Origin of the sequence: Myxococcus sp. SDU36 (assembly GCF_030168875.1) — a bacterium.
Lineage (GTDB): Bacteria > Myxococcota > Myxococcia > Myxococcales > Myxococcaceae > Myxococcus > Myxococcus vastator.
Map to the genome: position 1 here is coordinate 2,704,615 of NZ_CP077414.1, position 20,792 is coordinate 2,725,406.

The window sequence follows — 20,792 nt, forward strand, 5'->3', positions numbered from 1 at the left end:
CCAGCGAGCCTTCTCCCCGGCGGCAGTTACTTGTCAGGGATTTCACGCCCCACGGCGATTCCCCGGCTCTTGCCGCACGTCTGCCCTGGGCACTTGCCCTGCTGGTGGCCGTATCGGCGGCCCAGGCAACGGCGGCACCCGTCCTGCGCCACACCGCGAATCAGCGCGGCGACATCCTCATGGTTGGCAACACGCTGGCCCAGGACTGCTCCAACGACGTTCCCGGCCCCATGGTGGGCACCGTGGGGAGCTGCGGGTCGAACACGTCGGACGACTCCGTGGACGTGTACTGGACCCTCCAGTCGGGCGCGGCCTTCGCAGACACGTCCGTGACGGCCACGCAGGCGCGGACGCGGGCCTCGCTGCAGATTCCCGCGGGCGCCGTCGTGACGTACGCGCGCCTGTACTGGGCGGCGCACCTGTCCACCACCACGTCGAACCGGACGCCGGACACCACCGCGGAGTTCAGCCGGCCGGGAGCATTCTCACAACTGCTGACCGCCGACGTCACGCACACCTACTCCCCGAATGGCCGGTACATCTACGAGTCCTCCGCGGACGTCACCAGCCTGGTCGCCGCCCATGGCACGGGCGTCTTCGAGGTGAGTGACGTGGATGCGGCCCCCATCAGCAGCCTCAACAGCACCGACCCGTTCAGCGCCTGGGCGCTGGTCGTCTTCTACCGGCACCCGGACTCGCCCATCCGCAACCTGACGCTCTTCGATGGAATGGACTACGTCAGCAACGGCAATCCCCAGACGGTGACGCTGTCCGGCTTCAACGTCCCGCCGTCGGGCTTCGACGCCAAGCTGGGCGTGCTGGCCTTCGAAGGGGATGCCACGCGCACCGGCGACCAGCTCCGCGTCAACGGCGTGGCCATCTCCGATGGCAGCAACCCCTCGAACAACTTCTTCAACAGCACGCGCTCGGAGCTGGGCAGCTCGGCCACCCATGCCAATGACCTGCCCCGGCTGACGGGCGCGCAGGGGAGCATGTCCGGCGTGGACCTGGACATCGTGGACATCACCGACCGTGTCTCGGGCGGTGCCACCTCCATGACGGTGACCGCGACGTCCTCCGGGGACTCCTACATCCTGGGCGCCTTCGCGACGTCCATCGCCACGCTCCGGCCGGACTTCACCAACACGTACAAGACGGCGTCGCCCGTGAATCCCCGCGCGGACGGCTCACTGCGCGGCGGCGACGTCATTGAATACACCATCGACACCACCAACACCGGTGACGACGTCAGCGTCGAGACCGTCCTTACCGACCCGCTCCCCTCCCAGCTCACCTACGTGCCGAACTCGCTGGAGGTGGTCTCCGGCCCCAACGCGGGCGCGGTGACGGATGCTTCGGGAGACGACGTGGGCGAGGTCAGCGCCGCGGGCGTCATCACCGTGCGCCTGGGCACCGGCGCGACGGCCACCCTGGGCGGCAGCCTGGCGCTGAACCAGAGCACGAGCATCCGCTTCCGCGCCGTGGTGAACGCGGATGCCTCGGGTGTCGTCGCCAATCAGGCCACCATCACCGCGGAGGGTGAGCGCGGCGCGCCCGCCAGCTCCGCGACCAGCTCCCCTTCCCCCAGCACCACCGGTCCGACGACCATCGTCGTGTCCGTTCCGGACGCGCCCGAGGTGACGGCCCCGGCGCCCGGCAGCACCGTGGTGACGAACGCGCCCGTCTTCACTGGCACGGCCGAGCCCGGCAGCACCGTGAGCGTGGTGATTGATGGCGTCGAGGTCTGCAGCGCCACGGCGCACGCGACCACCGGCGCCTGGTCCTGCACCAGCGCGACGCTTCCGGAGGGCACGCACACCGCCATCGTCACGGCCAGTGACCCGGCCGGCAACGTCAGCCCGCCCACGCAGGTGAGCTTCACCGTCGACACCGTCGCCCCGGACACGAGCATCCTCACCGGGCCCACCGGGGCGGTGGCCTCCACCAGCGCGAGCTTCACCTTCGCGTCCAACGAGAGCCCCGTCACCTACGAGTGCAGCCTGGACGGCGCGGCCTTCGCGTCCTGCGCTTCGCCGGCTGTCTATGCGTCCCTGGCGCAGGGCAACCACACGTTGGCGGTGCGCGCCCGTGACGCCGCCGGCAACGTCGACGCCACGCCCGCCACCCGCGCGTGGACGGTGGACACGGTGGCGCCGGAGACGACCTTCGCCAGCACGCCGCCACTGCTGTCCAGCTCCGCGGACGCGACGTTCGACTTCAGCGCCAACGAGAGCGACGTGACGTATGAATGCCGGCTGGACGGGGCGGTGCTGTTCACGCCCTGCACCGACCCGATGACCTTCCCGGCGCTGGCGCAGGGCAACCACACGCTGGAGGTCCGCGCCGTGGACGCGGCTGGAAACACGGACCCGACGCCGGCCGTCTACTCGTGGACCATCGACAGCATCGCGCCGGACACCACCCTCTCCGGTGGCCCCTCGGGCGCGACGACGGACACCGAGGCGACGTTCAGCTTCACCTCTAGCGAGACGCCGGCCACCTTCGAGTGCTCGCTTGACGGTGGGCCCTTCACCGCCTGCACCATCCCCGTGACGATGACGGGTCTTGCGGACGGCGCGCACACCTTCGCGGTGCGCGCGGTGGATGCCGCGGGCAACGTGGACCCCACGCCCGCCACTCGCACCTGGACGGTGGACACCACCGCGCCGGACGCGCCCGCCATCGACGTGCCGGCCAACGGCGTCTCGGTGCCCACGCAGCAGCCTGTCATCTCCGGTACGGCGCAGCCGGGCATCCTGGTGACGGTGACGGTGGATGGCGACGTGCTGGGCACCGCCCCCGTGGATGCGAATGGCGACTGGACCTTCACGCCGCCCGTGATGCTGGACCAGGGGACTCACACCGTCACGGTGACGGCCACGGACGCCGCGGGCAACGTGAGCGACCCGAGCGCCCCCACCTCCTTCACCGTGGACACGGTGGCTCCGGACGCTCCGGAAATCACCCTGCCCGGCGACGGCACCACCCTTGCCATCGCGACGCCTGTCTTCGAGGGCACCGCGGAGCCTTACGCGCAGGTGACGGTGGTGGTGGACGGTGACGTGGTGGGCACGGTGACGGCGGATGGCGACGGAAACTGGAGCATCGCCAGCCCGGAGGCCCTCGACGAGGGACCGCACACCGTGGAAGCCACCGCGACGGACGCGGCGGGCAACACCAGCGAGGAGGCGTCACATGACTTCTCCATCGACCTGTCCACGCCGGAGACCTTCATCGACTCCGCCCCGGCGGCCTTCACCCGCGAGACGTCCGCGACCTTCACGCTCCGCACGGAGAACGGCGGCGTCGGCTTCGAGTGCAGCCTGGACGGCGCGGCCTTCGCGTCCTGCGTCAGCCCCGTGGTGTTCAGCGGCCTGGCGGAAGGCCCTCATACGCTGGCGGTGCGGGCCGTGAATGCCCTGGGCACCGTCGACCCGACACCTGCGAGCCATGCATGGACGGTGGACCTGGTGCCGCCGTCGGCGCCGGCCATCGTCTCGCCGGCCAGCGGCGCCGAGGTGGGCACCGCGACGCCGACCCTCACCGGCACGGGTGACGCGGGCAGCTCCGTCTACCTGGAGGTGGGCAGCGCCACGTATGGCCCCATCCCGGTGGATGCGAACGGCGAATGGACCTTCATGCTTCCGGATGCGCAGCCGGAAGGCCCAGTCACTGTCATCGCCACCGGCGTGGACGCGGCGGGGAACGCCTCCAGCCCGGTGTCCCACGGCTTCGTCATCGACCTGACGGCGCCCGAGACGTTCATTGACGCCGCTCCGGCGGCGCTCACGCGCGAGACGTCGGCCACCTTCGCGCTGCGCTCCGAAGGGGGCGGCGTGGGCTTCCAGTGCAGCCTGGACGGCGCGTCGTTCGCGCCCTGCGCCTCGCCGGTGACATACACCGGCCTGGCGGATGGCGAGCACCTGTTCCTCGTGCGCGCGGTGGACGCCGTGGGCAACGTGGACCCGACGCCGGCCGAGCACGCGTGGACCGTGGACACGGAGGCGCCTGACACCGTCATCGTGTCCGGCCCCACCTCGCCGACGAACGCGACGTCCGCGACGTTCGAGCTCGCGGCCAACGAGGCGGGCTCCACCTTCGAGTGCAGCGTGGATGGCGCGACGTACGCCGCCTGCGCCAGCCCCGTGACGTTCCAGGGCTTCTCCGAGGGCGAGCACACCCTGTGGGTCCGCGCGGTGGACGGCGCGGGCAACGTGGATGCCTCGCCTGCCAACTACATCTGGACGGTGGACCTGACGCCGCCGGCCGCGCCGGTCATCGTGTCGCCCACCTCTGGCGCGGTGCTCGATGAGGGCACCGTGACGCTCACCGGCACCGCGCAGGGAGCGGTGTCCGTCCACGTGACATTGGGCGGAACCACCTACGGCCCCATCGCCGTGGACGGCTCCGGCAACTGGAGCTTCACGCCGCCGGTGTCGCTGGGTGATGACACGTACACGGCCGTCGTCACGGCGACCGACTCCGCGGGCAACGAGAGCGCCCCGGCGAGCGTCACCTTCACGGTGGACACCACGGCGCCGGACACGGCCATCGACAGTGGCCCGGAGGCGCTGACGAACGAGACCTTCGCGTCCTTCGTCTTCTCTTCGAACGAGTCCCCGGTGACATACGCGTGCAGCCTGGACGGCGCGGCCTTCACGGCGTGCACGGCGCAGTCGCAGTTCGGTCCGCTGGCGGATGGCAGCCACACCCTGGCGGTGCGCGCGGTGGACGCCGCGGGCAACGTGGACACGACGCCAGCCACGCACGCCTGGGAGGTGGACACCGAAGCGCCGGCAGTGGCCATCACCGCCCCCGCCAGCGGCGAGGTGCTCGACACCGCGACGGTGACGTACACGGGCACCGCGGAGCCGCACGGCACGGTGGTGGTCGTGGTCGACGGCAACACCGTCGGCACGGTGGAGGCGGATGCCTCCGGCCAGTGGACACTCCCGGTCGGCACGACGCTGGCGGAGGGGCCGCACACCGTCTCCGTCACCGCGACGGACGAGGCCGGCAACAGCAGCGACGCGGTGACGCACACGTTCACCGTGGACGCCGAGCCGCCCGAGACGACCTTCACCCAGACGCCGCCGGCGCTGAGCGCCTCCGACACGGCCACCTTCGGCTTCGCGTCGGATGAGGCTCCCGTCACCTACGAGTGCAGCCTGGACGGTGCGCCCTTCTCGGCCTGCGACAACCCGGCCGAGCTGACCGGCCTGACTGACGGCGAGCACGTCCTGGAGGTCCGTGCCCGCGACACCGATGGCAACGTGGACCCGACGCCGGCCAGCTACACCTGGACGGTGGACACCACGGCGCCAGAGACGGTCATCACCAGCGGCCCGCCGCTGACGGAGGCCCCAGCCGTGGCCACGTTCGACTTCGACGCCTCGGAGCCGAACGTCACCTACGAGTGCAGCCTGGACGGCGCGGCCTATGCGCCGTGCACGGACCCAGCCACGTTCAACGACCTGGCGCTGGGCTCGCACACGCTCCAGGTGCGCGCCGTGGACGCGGTGGGCAACGTGGACGCCACGCCGGCCACCTACACCTGGGTGGTCACCGCCGACGCGGACAACGACGGCCTCACGGACGCGGAGGAGCTCGCGCTGGGCACCGACCCGAACAACCCCGACACGGACGGTGACGGCCTGCCGGACGGAATCGAGGTGCAGGTCGCCGGGACGGACCCGCTCGACGACGACACGGACGACGACGGCCTCCTGGACGGCAACGAGGACGCCAACCACGACGGCATCGTCGACGAGGGAGAGACGGACCCGAAGCGCTGGGACACCGACGGCGACCTGCTGTCGGACGGCCTGGAGCGGGGCCTCACCGAGCCCCAGGGCACGGGCACGGACATGACGCGCTTCGTGGCGGACGCGGACCCGGCGACGGTGACGGACCCGCTCAACCCGGACACGGACGGAGGCAGCGTGCGTGACGGCATCGAGGACGCCAACCACAACGGCCGGGTGGACCCGGACGAGACGGATCCGCTGCTGGCCGCGGACGACCTCGACGCCGACCTCGACGGCATCGACGATGCGACTGAAATCGCGCTGGGGCTCGATCCCCGCAACGCGGACAGTGACTCCGACGGCGTTCCGGACGGCATCGACGGCATCACCGACACGGATGATGACGGCCTCATCGACGCGTTGGATCCGGACAGCGACAACGACGGCATCCTGGACGGCACGGAGCTGGGCGTGACGCGGGAGAGCGCTCCGGCGGACACGGACCGCGACTCGCCCCACTTCCTTCCGGACGCGGACCCGGCCACCACCACCGACCCGAAGAACCCGGACACGGACGGCGACGGTTTGATGGACGGCGAGGAGGACGCCAACCACGACGGCCGAGTCGACGCCACGGAGACCGACCCCAACAACGCGGACACGGATGACGACGGCCTGAGCGACGGTGTGGAGGTGCAGGGCACCAACCCCACCGACCCGCTCGACCCGGACACGGACGGTGACGGCCTGAACGACGGGGTGGAGGACGCCAACCACAACGGCGCGCTCGACCACGGCGAGACGGACCCGAACAACGCCGACACGGATGGCGGCGGCGCCAGCGATGGCGAGGAAGTCTCCGGCGGGACCCACCCGCTGGACGCCAACGACGACTTCACCATCGCGGGCCACGGCTGCAGCACCGGCGGCGCGGGCACCTTCGCTCCGCTGGCGCTGTGGCTGCTCGCCCTGCCCCTGCTGCGCCGCCTGCGCCGCACGGGAAGCCGCTCCGTCCGGGCCGCCTGACTCAGCGCCGCCGCTCTGTCACGACGCCGGCGGATGTTCCTGCTCATCGTTTCTTGAGTCGGTCATCCGCCGGTGACAACCTTCGCGGCTCCTCGACGGGGCCCGTCTCAGCCTCGACCTGCCATGCCCCTTTCCGACTACACACCATCCGCACCGCGCAGCTTCCTTCGCCGCGTGACACGGCTCGCCGCCCCGTTGCTGCTGGTGGCTTCGGCCACCGCCAGCGCCCAACCCGCGGCGTCGCAGGCCATCGACGTGCAGCAGTACAAGCCGGCCCCGGGCGCCTATGACGTGCTCGGCATGCAGGGCGCGCGCATCGCGCCGCATCTGTCCTGGAACCTGGGCGCGTCGCTCAACTACGCGGATGACCCGCTCAACCTCGTGGACCCACGCGCGGACCGGTTCCTCTACCGCATCGTGGACAGCCAGCTCACGCTGGACCTGATGGGCGCCATCTCCCTGTTCGACCGGGTGGAGCTTGGCGTGGCGCTGCCCATCTCCCATACGACGTCCGAGCCCGCCGCCGCCGTGGCACCGGACCTGTCGAACGGCGTGGGGACCACCGGCGTGGGTGACCTGCGGCTGGTGCCGAAGGTCCGCCTGCTCTCCACCGACAGTGGCCTCCACCTGGCCGTGACGGCGCCCCTGACGCTGCCCACGGGCGGCGGCTCGAAGTTCCTGGGCTCGGACACGGTGACGTTCCAGCCGCGCTTCGTGGCGGAGTGGGCCACCACCGCCGTCCGCCTGCTGGCCAACGTGGGCTTCAACGTCCGCCGCGAGGAGCAGCTGCGCAACCTGCGCGTGGGCAACGAGTTCGCCTACGCGGTGGGCGCCGAGGTGCCCCTCACGCAGGCCCTGACGGCGCAGGCCACCCTGGCGGGTGCGCTGGGTTTGAAGGAGACGCGCTCCGAGGAGCGGCCCCTGGAGGTCCTGGCCGCGCTGAAGTACCGCTTCACGCCGGGCCTGGCCGCGCATGTGGGCGCGGGCCCGGGCCTGTCGCGGGGCTATGGCACCCCGTCCTTCCGCGTGCTCGCGGGTGTGGCCTTCACGCCGTTCGAGTCCAAGGCAGGCCCCGCCGCCGCGGCGCCGGTCTGCGACCTGGGGCCGGAGGATTACGACGGCTTCCAGGACGACGACAACTGCCTGGACCCGGACGACGACGGCGACGGCATCCCCGACGTCGTCGACGTGTGCCCCACCGAGCCGGAGACCCTCAACGGCTTCCAGGACGAGGACGGCTGCCCGGATGACCCGAACGCCCACCAGCCGCCCTCCGAGGCGGGCCAGCCCGCGCCGGCCCCCGCCCCCCTGGCGCTGCCGCCCGCGCCGGTGGACACCGACCAGGATGGCATCGTCGACTCGGAGGACCTGTGCCCCAACGCACCGGAAGACCTGGACGGCTTCGAGGATGAGGACGGCTGCCCCGACCCCGACAACGACCAGGACGGCATCCCGGACGCCGTGGACCAGTGCCCGCTGGAGGCGGAGACCATCAACGGCGTGAAGGATGACGACGGCTGCCCGGACAAGGGCAAGGCGCAGGTGCGCGTGGAGGGCGCGCGCATCGTCATCCTGGACAAGGTGTACTTCGGCACGGGCCGGGACGTGATTCTGGCCAGGTCCCACGGCCTGCTGCGGCAGGTGGCCTCCACGCTCAAGGCGAACCCGCGGATTCAGGTGGTCCGTGTGGAAGGCCACACGGATGCCCAGGGCAACGACGCGAAGAACCTGGACCTGTCCCAGCGGCGGGCGAAGAATGTGGTGGCCTTCCTGGTGAAGGAAGGCATCGCGGCGGAGCGGCTGGACGCGGTGGGCTATGGTGAGGCGAAGCCCGTGGACACCAACAAGACGGCCAAGGGGCGCGAGAACAACCGTCGCGTCGAGTTCAACATCGTGAAGGTCGCCGAGCCTTCGACGGGAGGAGGCACGCGTTGATGCGGACAGCCCCTTGGATGATGGCGGTGGTGCTCGCGGGTGCGCCCGCGTTCGCCGCGCAAGCGCCGTGCGGCGGGCTGCGCTTCGAAAGCGGCCGGATGGTGTTCGGCCGGCCGATGGCGCCCCAGGGCGCGGAGACGGACGCGTGCCTGGCGCACGTGGCCCAAGCGCTCCTGGCGCGCCCAGCCATCCGTTCCGTGACGGTGGCGGCGAAGCTCCCGGACGCGGACCGGCTGGACGGCCGGGGCCTGGCCGCGGCGAAGCGGGCCGCGGACGTGTTGGTGGCGGCGGGCGTGCCCCGCACGCGCGTGTCCGCCATGGCGCCGCCGTCCGCGGAGGGCGAGCCCGCGCAGCTCCAGCTCGCCTACGTGGAGCGGCCCGCCCAGCCCGCGGTGGCCCGGCTGCGGGCGGCCAGCGGCGCGGTGGAGGCCGGCGCGACGGAAGCCCAGCTCCGCGCGCGGACGGTGGGTGACTCGCTCTACCCGGGTGAGCTGCTGCGCACCGGCGCGGACGCCCAGGCGGAGCTGGCCCTGGCGGACGGCAGCTCGGTGCGCGTGGCGGAGAACAGCCTCATCAAGGTGGGCGCCATCGAGTTGATGGCGAACCTCCAGCGCAAGGTGCAGTTGGACCTGCTGCGCGGCGCCGTGGAGACGAACGCGGCGCCGGGTGGCGCGGGTTCCATCTTCGAGGTCCGCGCGCGCGGCGCGGTGGCCGGTGTGCGGGGCACCCGGTTCCGCGTGTCGGCCCAGGACGACGGCACCAGCCGGCTGGAGACGCTGGAAGGCAAGGTGGCCCTCAGCGCTGAGCAGGCCGAGGTCGAAGTCTCTGGCGGACATGGCTCGCGCGCGAAGCCGGGCTCGCCCCCGGAGCCGCCTCGCCCGCTGCTGCCGGCGCCCACGCTGGTGGGCCCTCGGGGTGGCGCGTTCGCCACGACCCCGAAGGTGTCCTGGCGGACGCTGGAGGGCGCCGCGACGTACCGCGTGGAGGTGGCTCGCACGGCGGACTTCGCCTCGGGGGTCCAGACGTATGACACCGCCAGCGCGGAGCTGGCGCTTCCCAGGCCCCGTCAGGGCAAGTGGTTCTGGCGGGTGATGGCCGTGGATGGTGATGGCTTCGTGGGCTTCCCCTCGAAGATCTACGCCTTCGACGTCCGGCCCTGAGCCTGCTGCATTGCGTGCGCCCATCCGCGCACGCATGATGGCCGGGCCCTGCCTGCTAGCAGGGACCGCCCATGGACTCCAGTCCCGCCGAGCCCCACCGCCGCGACGGTCTCCGTCCGCCCTCGCCCGCCGTGGCGCGGGGACTGGGCGCGTGCGTGGGCCTCGCGCTGGCGGTGGTGACGGCGGCCACGGGTGGCGCGCCCGGCTTCCTGGAGCGCTCGCTCTACGACCAGGCGGTGAGCCGGCTGTTGCCCGCCGTGCCGCCCAGCGCGGACCTGGTGTTGGTGGAAGTGGATGACCGCGCCCTCGCGACGCTGGGTGAGCGTTGGCCGTTGTCACGCACCACGTGGGCCCGCGCCTTCCAGGCGCTCACCGCCCAGCGCCCCGCGGCCGTGGCGGTGGACGTCGTCTTCGACCAGCCCGGGCCGCGTGACGCGCTGGAGCTGGGTGAGGACATCCTGGAGGCGCTGCGCCGCTCGGGGTTGACGGAGCAGCCCGCGGGCGAAGCCTTGGCGGCGGAGCTGGAGGCACGGCTCCGCGCGCGTGACGGCGATGCCCGGCTGGCCGAGGCGATTTCAGAAGGGCACGGTGTCGTCCTGGGAGCCGCCGCGCTCACGGACGACGTCCCGGTGATGGCGCCCCTCGGGGATGGCGCCCTGGGCACGCCGCTGGCCCTGCCCGCCCAGGCGCTGCGGCTCCAGGCCCAGGAGGTGGCGGGGAGCATCGCGCCCCTGCGCATGGCGGCCCGGGGCAGTGGAACCCTCAACATGCTGGTGGACGGCGACGGCGTCATCCGGCGCTATCCCTACGCCGTGGGCGTCAGCGGGCAGGCCTGGCCCTCCCTGGCGCTGGCCACCGCGCTGCACCTGATGCCCGAACGGGCGGAGCCCCTGCGCGAACGGGCGGCCGTGGACCATGGCGCACCGCTGATGCGGCTGCCCGCGCCCAACTGGCTGCCCCGGGTGAGCCTGGCGGACCTGCTGCACGCGGACCCGCGCTCGGTGGGCCTGGACCTGGCGCTGCGCGGCAAGACAGTCTTCGTGGGTGTCACCGCCACGGGGCTGCATGGACAGAGCACCCTGCCCGGCCAGGTGGCCGTGCCCGGCGTGGAGATTCACGCCTTCGCCCTGGACAACCTGCGCTCGGGTCGGCTGATGCGCTCGTCGGGGCGGGTGGCGCTGCTGGGCGTTCTGGAGACCGCGGCGGTGCTCGCGGCCTTCGCCTGGTTCTGCCGGCGCGCGCGCACGTCCGGCGCGGTCCTCCGGTGGGCGGTGACGCTCGCCGTCCTGCACACGGCGCTGGTGGCGTGGCTGGCGTCGGACCCGGGCTGGGTCCTTCCCCTGGTCCCCTCGTGGGTGGGCCTGACGCTGATGCTGGTGGTGGACGCGGCGTCGCGCGCGCAGGAGATGGGCCGGCAGCGCGGCGCCCTTCGCCGGCTCTTCATCCGCTACCCCCAGGCCTCTGTACCAGACAGAACTCAAAGCACGCCTGCGCAACCCGATACGGCCGACTGAGCCGTCTCACCCAACCCAAGACTTCGACACACGACGCGGGCGTTGACCCGTCCTGGACACAGTGCTGGGCGCGCAGCGCGTGGCCGATTCCCGACGGCTTTCAGGCGCTTGAGATATCTGCTCGGCTCAGAGGCCCCAAAAGCAACTAATTGCGTACACAACCAGTTTCATGCTAGCAAAGGCTCGATGCCAGACGCTGTCGACGAGCTCCGCCGTATCACCCAGCGATTCTTCCGCCGATTCGGCGCGCTCGCGGCGGAGAGCACGCCGTGTGGCAAGCCGCTCTCAATGGCTCACGCGCACGCGCTCATGGTGCTGCTCGTGCAGGGGGAGCTCACCCAGCAGGCGCTCGGGGCCGAGCTGGGCATTGACAAGAGCAATGTCGCGCGGCTCTGCGCGAAGATGGTCCGCGCGAACCACCTCCAGCAGCGCCCGAGCGAGCGCGACGGCCGCAGCCGGCTCGTCTCGCTGACCTCACGCGGCGCTCGCCTCGCGAAGGAAGTCGACGGCGCGAGCCGAGCCCGCTTCGGCGCGTTGCTCGGAGGCATCCCCGAGCCCCGTCGCGCCGACGTCATCGCCGCGTTGCAGTACCTCGTCGACGCCCTCAAGGCTTCACCTGCCGTTCCCTTCGAAGAAAGGCCTCCTGAATGAGCCGCGCCGTGCTTGCATTGACCTACATCCTCGCCGTCCTCGGCGCGTGCTCGCGCGAGTCACCGCCAGCACCTGCGACGACCTCCAGCGCCGCAACGGCGCCAGGCACTGCCTCGGCGGCTGGCGCGCTTGACCGGATGGACACGCGCGCTCCGGTGCCGCTCCTGCCGATGATGGCGAACCACCAGAAGCAGAACATGCGCGACCACCTCGTGGCCGTGCAGGAAATCGTCGCGGCGCTCGCCACCGATGACTTCGCTGGCGTCGAGCAAGCTGCGGGGCGCATCGGCTTCTCCGAGCAGATGGGCCAGATGTGCACGCACATGGGGGCCGGCGCGCCGGGCTTCACGGCGCAGGCGCTCAACTTCCATCACACCGCCGACCGCATCTCCGCGGCGGCTCGGGATCGCGACCGCGCTCAGGTGCTGACGGAGTTGGGCGCGACGTTGCAAACGTGCACCTCATGCCACGCGGCGTGGAAGCAACAGGTCGTCGATGAGCCGACGTGGCAGCGCCTCACGTCTTCGGCGCCGCCGACGCACGACGCGATGCGCCAGGACTAGCGGACAGCCAAACAGCGGCTCCAGGCCCCCCTGCGTCACACGGAGCCTTGAGCCAGCCAGCAGCCGTGGCAGCATCCCCGCTCCCGCATGCGCCGCTACGCCCTCATCGCCGAGCCCGACCCGCAGCGAGCCGCTGGCCTCTTGTCCCTGGTGGCGGAGGAGGGCCTGGAAGGCGTCGTCGCCAAGGATGGCGCGGAGGCCCAAGACGTCGTGCGCCAGCGCGGGGCGCCCCTGCTGCTCGTCACGGACCTGGCGCTGCCCCGGCTGGACGGCTTCACGCTGCTGACGTGGCTTCGGGAACAGGAAGACTCCGCCGAGACGCAGGTCGTGGTGATTACCGCCTTCGACGAGCTGCGCGTCCGCGCATGGCAGCTCAAAGAGGCGCTGGGCATCCACGCGTTGCTCAGCCGCCGGGCCTCCTCGGAGCTGATGCGGGAGACCCTGCGGCGCGTGCTCACCGGACAGCTCGCGTCACAGCCCCCCGCGACGGAGGTGTCCGGCGAGCAGGAGCGGCAACGGCTGGCGAGCATCGCGGCCATGCACCTGGTCGACAACGGCCCCCCCGAGGCGGAGCTCCAGCAGCTCGTGAAGGAGGTCGCCCAGGCCTTCGGTGTTCCCGTGGCGTTGCTGACGCTGGTGCTGGGCGAGCGCCAGTGGTTCAAGGCCCACGTCGGCCTGCCACCCGCTCTCGCGAAGGACCGGGGCACGCCGCGCGACTGGGCGTTCTGTCACCACGTGGTGCAGGGGCGCGAGCCGCTCGTCGTACCGGACGCCCGGCGCCATCCGTACTTCCGTGACAACCCGCTGGTGCGCGACGGCGTCGTGGGCAGCTACGCGGGCGCGCCGCTGCTGACTTCCACGGGCGAGGTCCTGGGCTCGCTGTGCGTCATCGACACGCGACCGCTCGTCCTCGGCGCCGAGGACCTGGCCGCGCTGCGGGAGCTCGCGAACCGCGTCGCCGAGGACCTGGAACAGCGGGCCCGGGTGAACCAGGCCGCCGAGAAGTCCCAGGCGGAGCCCGCGCTCACCGAAGCATCGGCCCTGGGACTCCTGCGCGATGCGGTGCAGGCCCTGGACGTGGCGGCGCTGCTGGTGGCGCCTGGGCGCAAGCCTCACGCGTGCAACGCCGCGATGACGGACCTGCTCGGCCTGCCGCCAGAGCCCTTCCCGGCCATGACGTTCGAGGCCTTCTGCCAGCACGTCGCGGGACTCACCGCGGACCCGGCGAGCACGCTGCGGCAGCTCGACCTGGCCTCAGAGTCGTCCCGAGGCCTCCGCCTCACGCTCGTCCTGGAGCGTCCCCAGCCGCGCCGGCTGCGCTGGGTGGCCCGGCCCTTCCCCATCCCTGGCGGCATGGCGCAGATGCTGGCGCTCGCCGACACCGGACACAGCCGGCCAGCCCGTGAGGAGCGGGAGCGACAGCACCGGGTGGACGCGCTGACGGGACTGGACTCGCGGCGCGTGGGCGAAGAACGGGTGCTGCGCGAGATTGGCCGCTGCCGCAGGGATGGAAAGCCCTTCAGCGTGCTGCTCGCGGACCTGGTGGGCCTGGGACACATCAACGCGACAAAGGGCTTCGACGCGGGAGACGCCACCCTGCGAGACGGCGCACACATCATCGAAGCCCTGGGCGTCCCTGGAGGCTTCGCGGTGCGCTGGGAAGGTGGGACGTTCCTCCTGGCTCTTCCTGGCGTGGACGCGACGCGGGCCGAAGCGCAGCGCAAGAAGCTGCACGACACCTCGGGCGCGCCTGAGCTGGTGTCCGCGACCGTGACTGTCGAGGGCGAGGAGGACCCGCAGGGGACGCTGGCCCGCGCCCAGACGGCGCTCATCCGGGCCAAGACGGAGCACCGGCCTCCGCGGCTGGCATGAGCCACGCTGGAACCCTTCACCGCGACGAGGAGCACCGCATGTCGACGCCCGTGCCCGACCGCCTCCGCCTGCCCTTCCACTTCGACGCCGCGCCGCTCCAGCAAGAGCTCGCGGCCCTGCCCACCGAGGCCTGGGTTCCCCACTTCAACAAGCGCGAATACGAGGGCGAGTGGAGCGGCGTACCCCTGCGCTCCATTGGCGGAATGGAAGGCCGCATCTATCCGGACCCGACGGGGCGCGAGCGCTACGCCGACACGCCGCTGCTCGCGCGCTGCCCCGCGCTGCGCGCCGTGCTCGCCACGTTCCAGTGTCCCATCGGCGCCGCGCGGCTGTTGAAGCTCGCGGCGGGCGCGCGCATCCGCGAGCACACGGACTACAACCTGGGCTACGCGGACGGCGAGGTGCGGCTCCACGTCCCCATCACCACGCACCCCGACGTGGCCTTCTTCCTCGGAGGCGAGCGCGTCGTCCTCCAGCCCGGTGAGTGCTGGTACCTGGACTTCAACCGTCCCCACCGGGTGGACAACCCCAGCGACACCGACCGCGTCCACCTGGTGCTGGACTGCGACGTGAATGACTGGCTGCGAGGCGTCTTCACGGGGGCCGTGAATGGGCGCTGAGGCTTTCGAGCGCTTCCGTCTCCGCGTCCTGGAGGACGTCACGCTCCAGGACGCGCTGCGGGAGACGTCGGACACCGCGGCCTTCATGTCACGCGCCATCGAGCTGGGCGCCGCGCACGGCTACTACTTCACCGCCGAGGACCTCCACGAAGCCCTGCGCGCCGCTCGCCGGGTCTGGCGGGAGCGGTGGATATGACACCGGACCTGGAGGGCTGGGTGCCCGCGCGCATCCATGTGGACGACGGGCAGCCGCGCGTGGACTGGTGCCACCTGGGGGGCCAGCGCTTCACGGACCCGTTCTTCGACGAGACGCTGGAGCGGCGGCTTCGACACCCCTTCGCCCTGCTCTTCCGGCATCAGACGTCCATGGACGCGCTGATGGAACGACACGCCCGGCAGCCCGGCCTGCCGGTGCGCGGGCTCGTCTTCCACATGTCCCGCTGCGGCTCCACGCTGGTGGCGCAACTGCTGGCCGCGCTGCCACGCCACATCGTGCTGTCCGAAGCCGGCCCCGTGGACACGGTGCTGCGCGCGCACCAACTCCTGCCAGGAGTCACGGACACCCAGCGCATCGAATGGCTGCGCGCGGTGGTGGGCGCCCTGGGACAGCAGCGCCATCCAGAGGAGCGCGCGGTGTTCCTCAAGCTGGACGCGTGGCACATCCTGGAGCTTCCGCTGCTTCAGCGCGCCTTTCCCGGTGTGCCGTGGATGTTCCTCTACCGGGACCCGGTGGAGGTGATGGCGTCGCATCAGAATCACCGGGGCGCGCACATGCTGCCGGGACTGCTGAACCCCGCGCACCTGGGCCTGGAGGCCGGGCAATTGGAAGGCATGCCGATGGACGAGTACGGCGCGCGCGTCCTCGCGGCCATCTGCGACGCGGGCCTGCGAGGCTATCGCGCGCGGACAGGCACGGCGCGGCTGATGGACTACCGGCAGCTCCAGCCGGAGGGGCTGCGAGTGCTCACGGCGCTGTTCGGTCTGGAGCCGACGGCCGAGGACGCCTCGCGCCTGCGCGACGTCCTGGAGCGGAACGCGAAGAACCCCGTGCTGCCCTTCGAGGACGACACGGAGGAGAAGGCTCGCCGCGTCTCATCGCATGGACGGGCCCTGGCGGAGCAGTGGGGCCGTCCCATCCACGACGCGCTGGAAGCCGAACGCCTGCGCGGGGATGACGGGCTGTAGCATGGGCCAGGGCCACCTGCGCCCGCTCAGTGCCGGCGCCGCGCCGCGACGGCGTCCTGGATGAGCCCGGCGAGCAGCACGAGGGACTTCAGGTCCTTGCTCGCGCGCACGCGCCAGGAGCCAGCGCGGGTATGCAGCACCAGCCGGTACGACTCCTCGGCCAGGACGAGCCGCGCGATGCACCCGAAGATGACCATGACGACGGCGACCAGCGCCGCCTCGTAGACACCCTTCGCCGTGCTGCTGGAGACGGACAGCGCGGACAGCGCCGGCAACCCCACGCTCATGCACAGCGCCAGCGTGGCCAGCACGGGGACCATGCGAGGCGTGCGCCGCACCGTCTCCACCCGCTGGACGTCCGCGAGCAGCAGCGTCCTGCCCCGGGCGACGACCCGCTCGGTCGTCACTCGCAGACCGGCGTCCTGGAAGAGCGACACTTCGGAAGGAGCGGACGGCGCGACGAGCGGGCGGTCCGGAAACGCGGGAGTGGCGGGCACCAAGGACACGGCGAGAGGCTCAATCATGGGGCGACTCGGTCGACGGCGGCACGGCCCCGCCGGGAGAGATGAATACGGAGCTCGGGTGACCTGGAACGTGGGCCAGCAACACCCGGCGCAGCTCACCGAGCGGGCGGCCCAACGCGAAACAGTCGCGGGCGCCCAGCCGCAGGGCGAGTCCCATCAGCCGCTCATCGGCGAAGGGCACCAACGCGATGATGGGCCGCTGCGGCGAAAGCTCCCGGGCGCGCTGAAGCCGACGCTGGAGACTCTCACCCCGCTCGACGTGGACGAGCACGAGGTCCGGACACCCACCGGCCGGCGCGCCCGACTCCAGCGCGATGCCCAGCTCCGCCAGCACGTCCCTCAGGAGCGAGCTGAGCGACGCATCCCCTCCGAGCAGGAGGGCACGGGCGATGGACGAAGACCTCACGTCGCGACATCAAGCAATGCCCATGCCCGCTGGCCCCGCCCCGAGCGCCCAGGCGACATGCGGGCGAACCGTTGCATCACGCCAGACGCCCCTGGCGGATTACCACGGTGTCCCACGCGCCCCTACCCGCGCTCCCGCTCGCGCCGATGGATGGTGGACACATCGATGCCGAGCACCTCCGCCGCGCGCGTCTTGTTCCCGCCGCAGCGTGTCACCATCCACGCGATGTACTCCGCCTCGAGCCGCCGCAGGGGCCACAGCGCGTGCTGCGCCATCACCAACGGCTGCACCTCCGGCGCCTCGGGTGGCAGGTGTGGGCGCAAGTCCTCCAGACTCACGACTTCGCTCGCCACCATCACCGCCAGCCGCTCGATGAGGTTCTCCAGCTCACGCACGTTTCCCGGCCAGGGCAAGGTCGCGAGCGCGGCCACCGCCTCCGGAGACAAGGACTGCATCCGGGAGCGAGGGTTGCGCGCGCGGGCGCGAGCCATGAAGTGCTCCACCAGCAAGGGGATGTCCTCGCGCCGCTCCGACAGCGGCGGCAACAGCAGGCTCACGACATTGAGCCGGTAGAACAGGTCCGCGCGGAAGCGGCCCTCGCGCACACGGGCGTCCAGGTCCTGGTGCGTGGCGGCGATGATGCGCACGTCCACGGTGCGGCTGCCGTCGGCGCCCACCGCTCGCACCTCGCCGTCCTCCAGCACGCGCAGCAGGCGGGCCTGGAGCTCCAGCGGCATGTCGCCAATCTCGTCCAGGAACAGCGTGCCCCCATCCGCCTCCACGAAGAGGCCGCGACGGGCGTGGGTGGCGCCGGTGAAGGCGCCCTTGAGGTGACCGAACAGCTCGCTCTCCAGCAAGTCGTGCGGCAGCGCCGTGCAGTTGACCGCCACGAAGGGCCCGGAGGCGCGAGGCCCCTGGAAGTGCAGCGCGCGGGCGACCAGCTCCTTGCCCGTGCCGCTCGGGCCCCGCAGCAGCACCGCCGCCTGGGCATGGGCCACGCGGTCGATGAGCGCGTAGAGGTTCCGCATCGCCGCGCTGCGGCCCACCAATGCGCCCAGCCCGCTGCGCTCGGCGGCGGCGCGCCGCAGGGCCCGGTTCTCCACCTGGAGCCGGCGCTCCTTCAGGGCCCGCTCGAGGAAGAGCAGCACCTCATCCAGACGGAAGGGCTTGGTGAAGTAGTGGTACGCGCCGCGCTTCATCGCCTCCACCGCGCTCTCCACGCCGCCGAAGGCCGTCATCATCAACACGGGGGTGTCCGCGTCGAGCGCCCGCACGGCCTCCAGCACGTCCAGGCCGTCCACCCCTTCCATTCGCAAGTCACACAGCACCGCGTCGTAGGCCCGCGCGCGCGCCATCTGGATGGCCTCTTCACCGCCCGTGGCCAGCTCCACGGCGTAGCCCGCGTCCGTGAGGGGCTCGCGCAGCATGAGGCCCATGTCCACGTGGTCATCGACGACCAGGATGCGTCCCTCAACCGACATTCCGCTCCTCCGCGCTGGGCTTCGCGATGGGCCAGAGCACGGTGACGCAGGTGCCCCGGCCCTCCTCGCTCTCCAGCTCCAGCCGGCCACCATGATTGCGCACGACGTGGGCCACCATCGTCAGGCCCAGCCCCGTGCCCTGTCCCCGCTTCTTGGTGGTGAAGAAGGGGTCGAAGACCTGATTGAGATGCTCCCGCGGAATGCCGCAGCCGTCGTCGCGGAGGGTGAGCGCCACCAACCCCCACGGCTCCGCCTCCGGCACCGCCGCGGTCAACGTCACCTGTCCGCCCTCACCACACGCGTGGCAGGCGTTGAGCGCCAGGTTCACCAGCACCTGCTGGAGCTGGTCCGGGTCCGCCGCCAGCGGAGGCAGCGTCTGCGGCACCGTCACCTCGAAGCGAACCCCGCGCCGCTCCACCTCCATGCGCAGCAGCTCCTGAACGTCGTGGAGCAGGGAGCTGAGCGGCACCGGCCGCACCGCCGTGGGCTGAAGGCGCGAGAAGTCCAGGAGCTGCCGCAGCGTGCGGCTCACCCGGTCAATCTGCTCGATGATGACGGCGATGCCGGGCCCCTGCGGATGCTCCTTGCCCAGCTTGCCCAGCACGTACTCCGCGCGCCCGCGCACCACGCCCAGCGGCGTGCCAATCTCGTGCGCGATGCCGGCGGCCAGCACGCCCACCGTGGCCAGCTTCTCCGCGCGCAGCAACTGCGTCTCCAGCGCGCGCACGTTGCTCAGGTCCTCCACCACCAGCAGCGTGTGGACCTCCGGGTGGCGCGCCTCCAGCGGCACCGCGTGGAGGTTGAACCGGCCCTCCTCGCCGAAGAGCACCAGCGTCTCGCCCAGGATGCCGTGGGCGCGCGACTCGCTCACGGCGGCCGCCACCAGGGAGCGAATCCGGGACACCACCGGCGCCGGCGCCTGGGGGAACGCCGTCTCCAACGGCGCGCCAATGGCGTCCGGAGGCATGCGCTCGCGGAGCACCTGGTTCACCGCGCTGATGCGCCCATCCACCGTGAGCGCCAGCACTCCGGAAGGAATGTGGTCGAGAATCTTCTGCGTCTTGTCCTGCAGGTGCGCCAGCTGGTCCGCGTGCTGACGGCTCTCACGCAAGGCGGCCGCGCGGCGCTGCGCCAGCACCACGTACACGGCGAACGTCACCAGGAAGAGCGCCACCAGCAACGCCGCGGCCATGAGCCGCCAGATGAGCGCCTGCTGATGCGAGCGCAGCGTCGCGGTGGACACCAACGTGGCCGCTGCCCAGTGGCTGCCGCCGCGGACGCGGATGGGGGTGAACACGGCGATGGCCTCGGAGTGGCCCAGCCCCAGGCGCTCGGCCTCCTCCGCGCGAAGCGGCAACGCGCCGCGCTCGCCCTCGCGCATCCGCGCCGCCAGCGCCATGAAGCCCGGCACCCGCGAGCCCTCCGTCTCCAGCCGCCGGAACCAGTCCGCCAGCGTGGGGTCGCTCGCGGAGGTCGGCTGGCCATACGTGCCCAGGAGCAGCAGCCGCGCGTCCGGGTCCGACGTCACGATGCGCAGCGGCGTGAAGAAGGACGTCGTGTCGACCAGCACCGCCACCGCGCCCTCGGGCCGGCCTTGCGCATCCACGGGCAGCGCCGTGGCCATGACCCGCAGCGAGTCAAAGCCGCCATCCTCCATGGGAGGTGACAGCGTGACGTCCCCTGGCGGCCGCAGCAGGGCCCGCCGGCCCGCTTCCGCCATCTGCGCCAGCACGGGCGCTCGCGCCACCTGCTTGCCCAAGCGCCGGTCCAACATGCGCAGCCATTCCTTGCCGCTGGCGTTGTAGGCGATGAGGACCTTGTACTGGCCTACCGCCTCCAACAGGGCACGCATCTCCCGCCGGTGCTCCGCCAGCGTGCCGGGCTGGGACATCAGCTCCCCCGCGAAGCGCAGGTCCTCCGCCACGTCCTCCAGCGTCTCCGCCACCCCGCGTGTGGCCTCATCCAACTGGGCCTGGCGCTCCACCGCGAACTGGTGCCACTGGGCCTCCCGGTTGCGCTCCAACAGGGTGAACACCCCCACCCCCACCGTCGTGAGGGCAACACAGAGCAGCAGGATGGGGACGAGCGCGTACCGCATGGCCCGCCGA

Annotated in this window: 12 protein-coding genes and 2 pseudogenes; 10 read left to right on the forward strand and 4 right to left on the reverse strand. The window is 71.7% G+C overall.

The genetic code is table 11. The features are described 5' to 3' along the window. Positions 1-230 precede the first annotated feature (230 nt). The 10 genes and pseudogenes from KGD87_RS37045 to KGD87_RS10535 all read left to right on the forward strand — a co-directional run. Positions 231-1,307, forward strand: a pseudogene (locus tag KGD87_RS37045) (DUF3344 domain-containing protein); the annotation flags it as partial. Positions 1,308-1,667: 360 nt separating this feature from the next. Further along, positions 1,668-8,708 (forward strand): annotated as a pseudogene (locus tag KGD87_RS37050) (Ig-like domain-containing protein). Continuing rightward, the gene (locus KGD87_RS10500; protein ID WP_284667323.1) at positions 8,708-9,868 is read left to right on the forward strand and encodes a FecR family protein; all 1,161 of its coding nucleotides are present in this window, start codon (positions 8,708-8,710) and stop codon (positions 9,866-9,868) included. The pseudogene KGD87_RS37050 and the gene KGD87_RS10500 overlap by 1 nt, the downstream one beginning before the upstream one ends. A 71-nt stretch (positions 9,869-9,939) precedes the next feature. Further along, positions 9,940-11,382: a CHASE2 domain-containing protein gene (locus tag KGD87_RS10505; RefSeq protein WP_284667324.1), complete on the forward strand. Its 1,443-nt coding sequence runs from the start codon at positions 9,940-9,942 to the stop codon at positions 11,380-11,382. 186 nt (positions 11,383-11,568) lie between these two features. After that, positions 11,569-12,033 (forward strand): MarR family winged helix-turn-helix transcriptional regulator, encoded by a 465-nt coding sequence (locus tag KGD87_RS10510; RefSeq protein ID WP_284667325.1) that lies wholly within the window; start codon positions 11,569-11,571, stop codon positions 12,031-12,033. Continuing rightward, the gene (locus KGD87_RS10515) at positions 12,030-12,596 is read left to right on the forward strand and encodes a hypothetical protein (RefSeq protein ID WP_284667326.1); all 567 of its coding nucleotides are present in this window, start codon (positions 12,030-12,032) and stop codon (positions 12,594-12,596) included. Before KGD87_RS10510 ends, KGD87_RS10515 begins: the two co-directional genes overlap by 4 nt. An 87-nt stretch (positions 12,597-12,683) precedes the next feature. Further along, complete coding sequence (locus KGD87_RS10520; RefSeq protein WP_284667327.1) at positions 12,684-14,468, forward strand: GAF domain-containing protein; 1,785 nt, start codon at positions 12,684-12,686, stop codon at positions 14,466-14,468. 38 nt (positions 14,469-14,506) lie between these two features. Continuing rightward, positions 14,507-15,088 (forward strand): aspartyl/asparaginyl beta-hydroxylase domain-containing protein, encoded by a 582-nt coding sequence (locus tag KGD87_RS10525; protein WP_284667328.1) that lies wholly within the window; start codon positions 14,507-14,509, stop codon positions 15,086-15,088. After that, on the forward strand, positions 15,078-15,284 hold the full coding sequence (locus tag KGD87_RS10530) for a Nif11-like leader peptide family natural product precursor (RefSeq protein ID WP_284667329.1): 207 nt from the start codon (positions 15,078-15,080) through the stop codon (positions 15,282-15,284). The genes KGD87_RS10525 and KGD87_RS10530 overlap by 11 nt, the downstream gene beginning before the upstream one ends. After that, positions 15,281-16,273, forward strand: coding sequence for a sulfotransferase family protein (locus tag KGD87_RS10535; RefSeq protein ID WP_284667331.1), 993 nt, complete (start codon positions 15,281-15,283; stop codon positions 16,271-16,273). The genes KGD87_RS10530 and KGD87_RS10535 overlap by 4 nt, the downstream gene beginning before the upstream one ends. 26 nt (positions 16,274-16,299) lie before the next feature. On the opposite strand, the gene KGD87_RS10540 is transcribed toward KGD87_RS10535, so the two are convergent. The 4 genes from KGD87_RS10540 to KGD87_RS10555 all read right to left on the reverse strand — a co-directional run bounded on the left by KGD87_RS10540 (position 16,300) and on the right by KGD87_RS10555 (position 20,782). Beyond that, entirely contained in the window at positions 16,300-16,797 is a 498-nt protein-coding gene (locus KGD87_RS10540) for a DUF6232 family protein (protein ID WP_284667332.1), read from the reverse strand. Further along, on the reverse strand, positions 16,790-17,203 hold the full coding sequence (locus KGD87_RS10545) for a DNA-binding response regulator (protein ID WP_284667333.1): 414 nt from the start codon (positions 17,201-17,203) through the stop codon (positions 16,790-16,792). The genes KGD87_RS10540 and KGD87_RS10545 overlap by 8 nt, the downstream gene beginning before the upstream one ends. Before the next feature lie 122 nt (positions 17,204-17,325). Then, entirely contained in the window at positions 17,326-18,684 is a 1,359-nt protein-coding gene (locus tag KGD87_RS10550; protein WP_284667334.1) for a sigma-54-dependent transcriptional regulator, read from the reverse strand. Then, positions 18,674-20,782 carry a two-component system sensor histidine kinase NtrB gene (locus KGD87_RS10555; RefSeq protein WP_284667335.1) on the reverse strand — a complete coding sequence of 703 codons (2,109 nt, stop codon included), beginning with the start codon at positions 20,780-20,782 and terminating at the stop codon, positions 18,674-18,676. Before KGD87_RS10555 ends, KGD87_RS10550 begins: the two co-directional genes overlap by 11 nt. Positions 20,783-20,792: the final 10 nt, after the last annotated feature.

What these genes read in the sequence shown, in the direction of transcription:
- KGD87_RS10500 (WP_284667323.1), top strand. Translation starts at nt 8,708, where the DNA reads ATGCGGACAGCCCCTTGGATGATGGCGGTGGTGCTCGCGGGTGCGCCC.
- KGD87_RS10510 (WP_284667325.1), top strand. Translation starts at nt 11,569, where the DNA reads ATGCCAGACGCTGTCGACGAGCTCCGCCGTATCACCCAGCGATTCTTC.
- KGD87_RS10525 (WP_284667328.1), top strand. Translation starts at nt 14,507, where the DNA reads ATGTCGACGCCCGTGCCCGACCGCCTCCGCCTGCCCTTCCACTTCGAC.
- KGD87_RS10515 (WP_284667326.1), top strand. Translation starts at nt 12,030, where the DNA reads ATGAGCCGCGCCGTGCTTGCATTGACCTACATCCTCGCCGTCCTCGGC.
- KGD87_RS10505 (WP_284667324.1), top strand. Translation starts at nt 9,940, where the DNA reads ATGGACTCCAGTCCCGCCGAGCCCCACCGCCGCGACGGTCTCCGTCCG.
- KGD87_RS10520 (WP_284667327.1), top strand. Translation starts at nt 12,684, where the DNA reads ATGCGCCGCTACGCCCTCATCGCCGAGCCCGACCCGCAGCGAGCCGCT.
- KGD87_RS10555 (WP_284667335.1), bottom strand. Translation starts at nt 20,782, where the DNA reads ATGCGGTACGCGCTCGTCCCCATCCTGCTGCTCTGTGTTGCCCTCACG.
- KGD87_RS10550 (WP_284667334.1), bottom strand. Translation starts at nt 18,684, where the DNA reads ATGTCGGTTGAGGGACGCATCCTGGTCGTCGATGACCACGTGGACATG.
- KGD87_RS10535 (WP_284667331.1), top strand. Translation starts at nt 15,281, where the DNA reads ATGACACCGGACCTGGAGGGCTGGGTGCCCGCGCGCATCCATGTGGAC.
- KGD87_RS10530 (WP_284667329.1), top strand. Translation starts at nt 15,078, where the DNA reads ATGGGCGCTGAGGCTTTCGAGCGCTTCCGTCTCCGCGTCCTGGAGGAC.
- KGD87_RS10540 (WP_284667332.1), bottom strand. Translation starts at nt 16,797, where the DNA reads ATGATTGAGCCTCTCGCCGTGTCCTTGGTGCCCGCCACTCCCGCGTTT.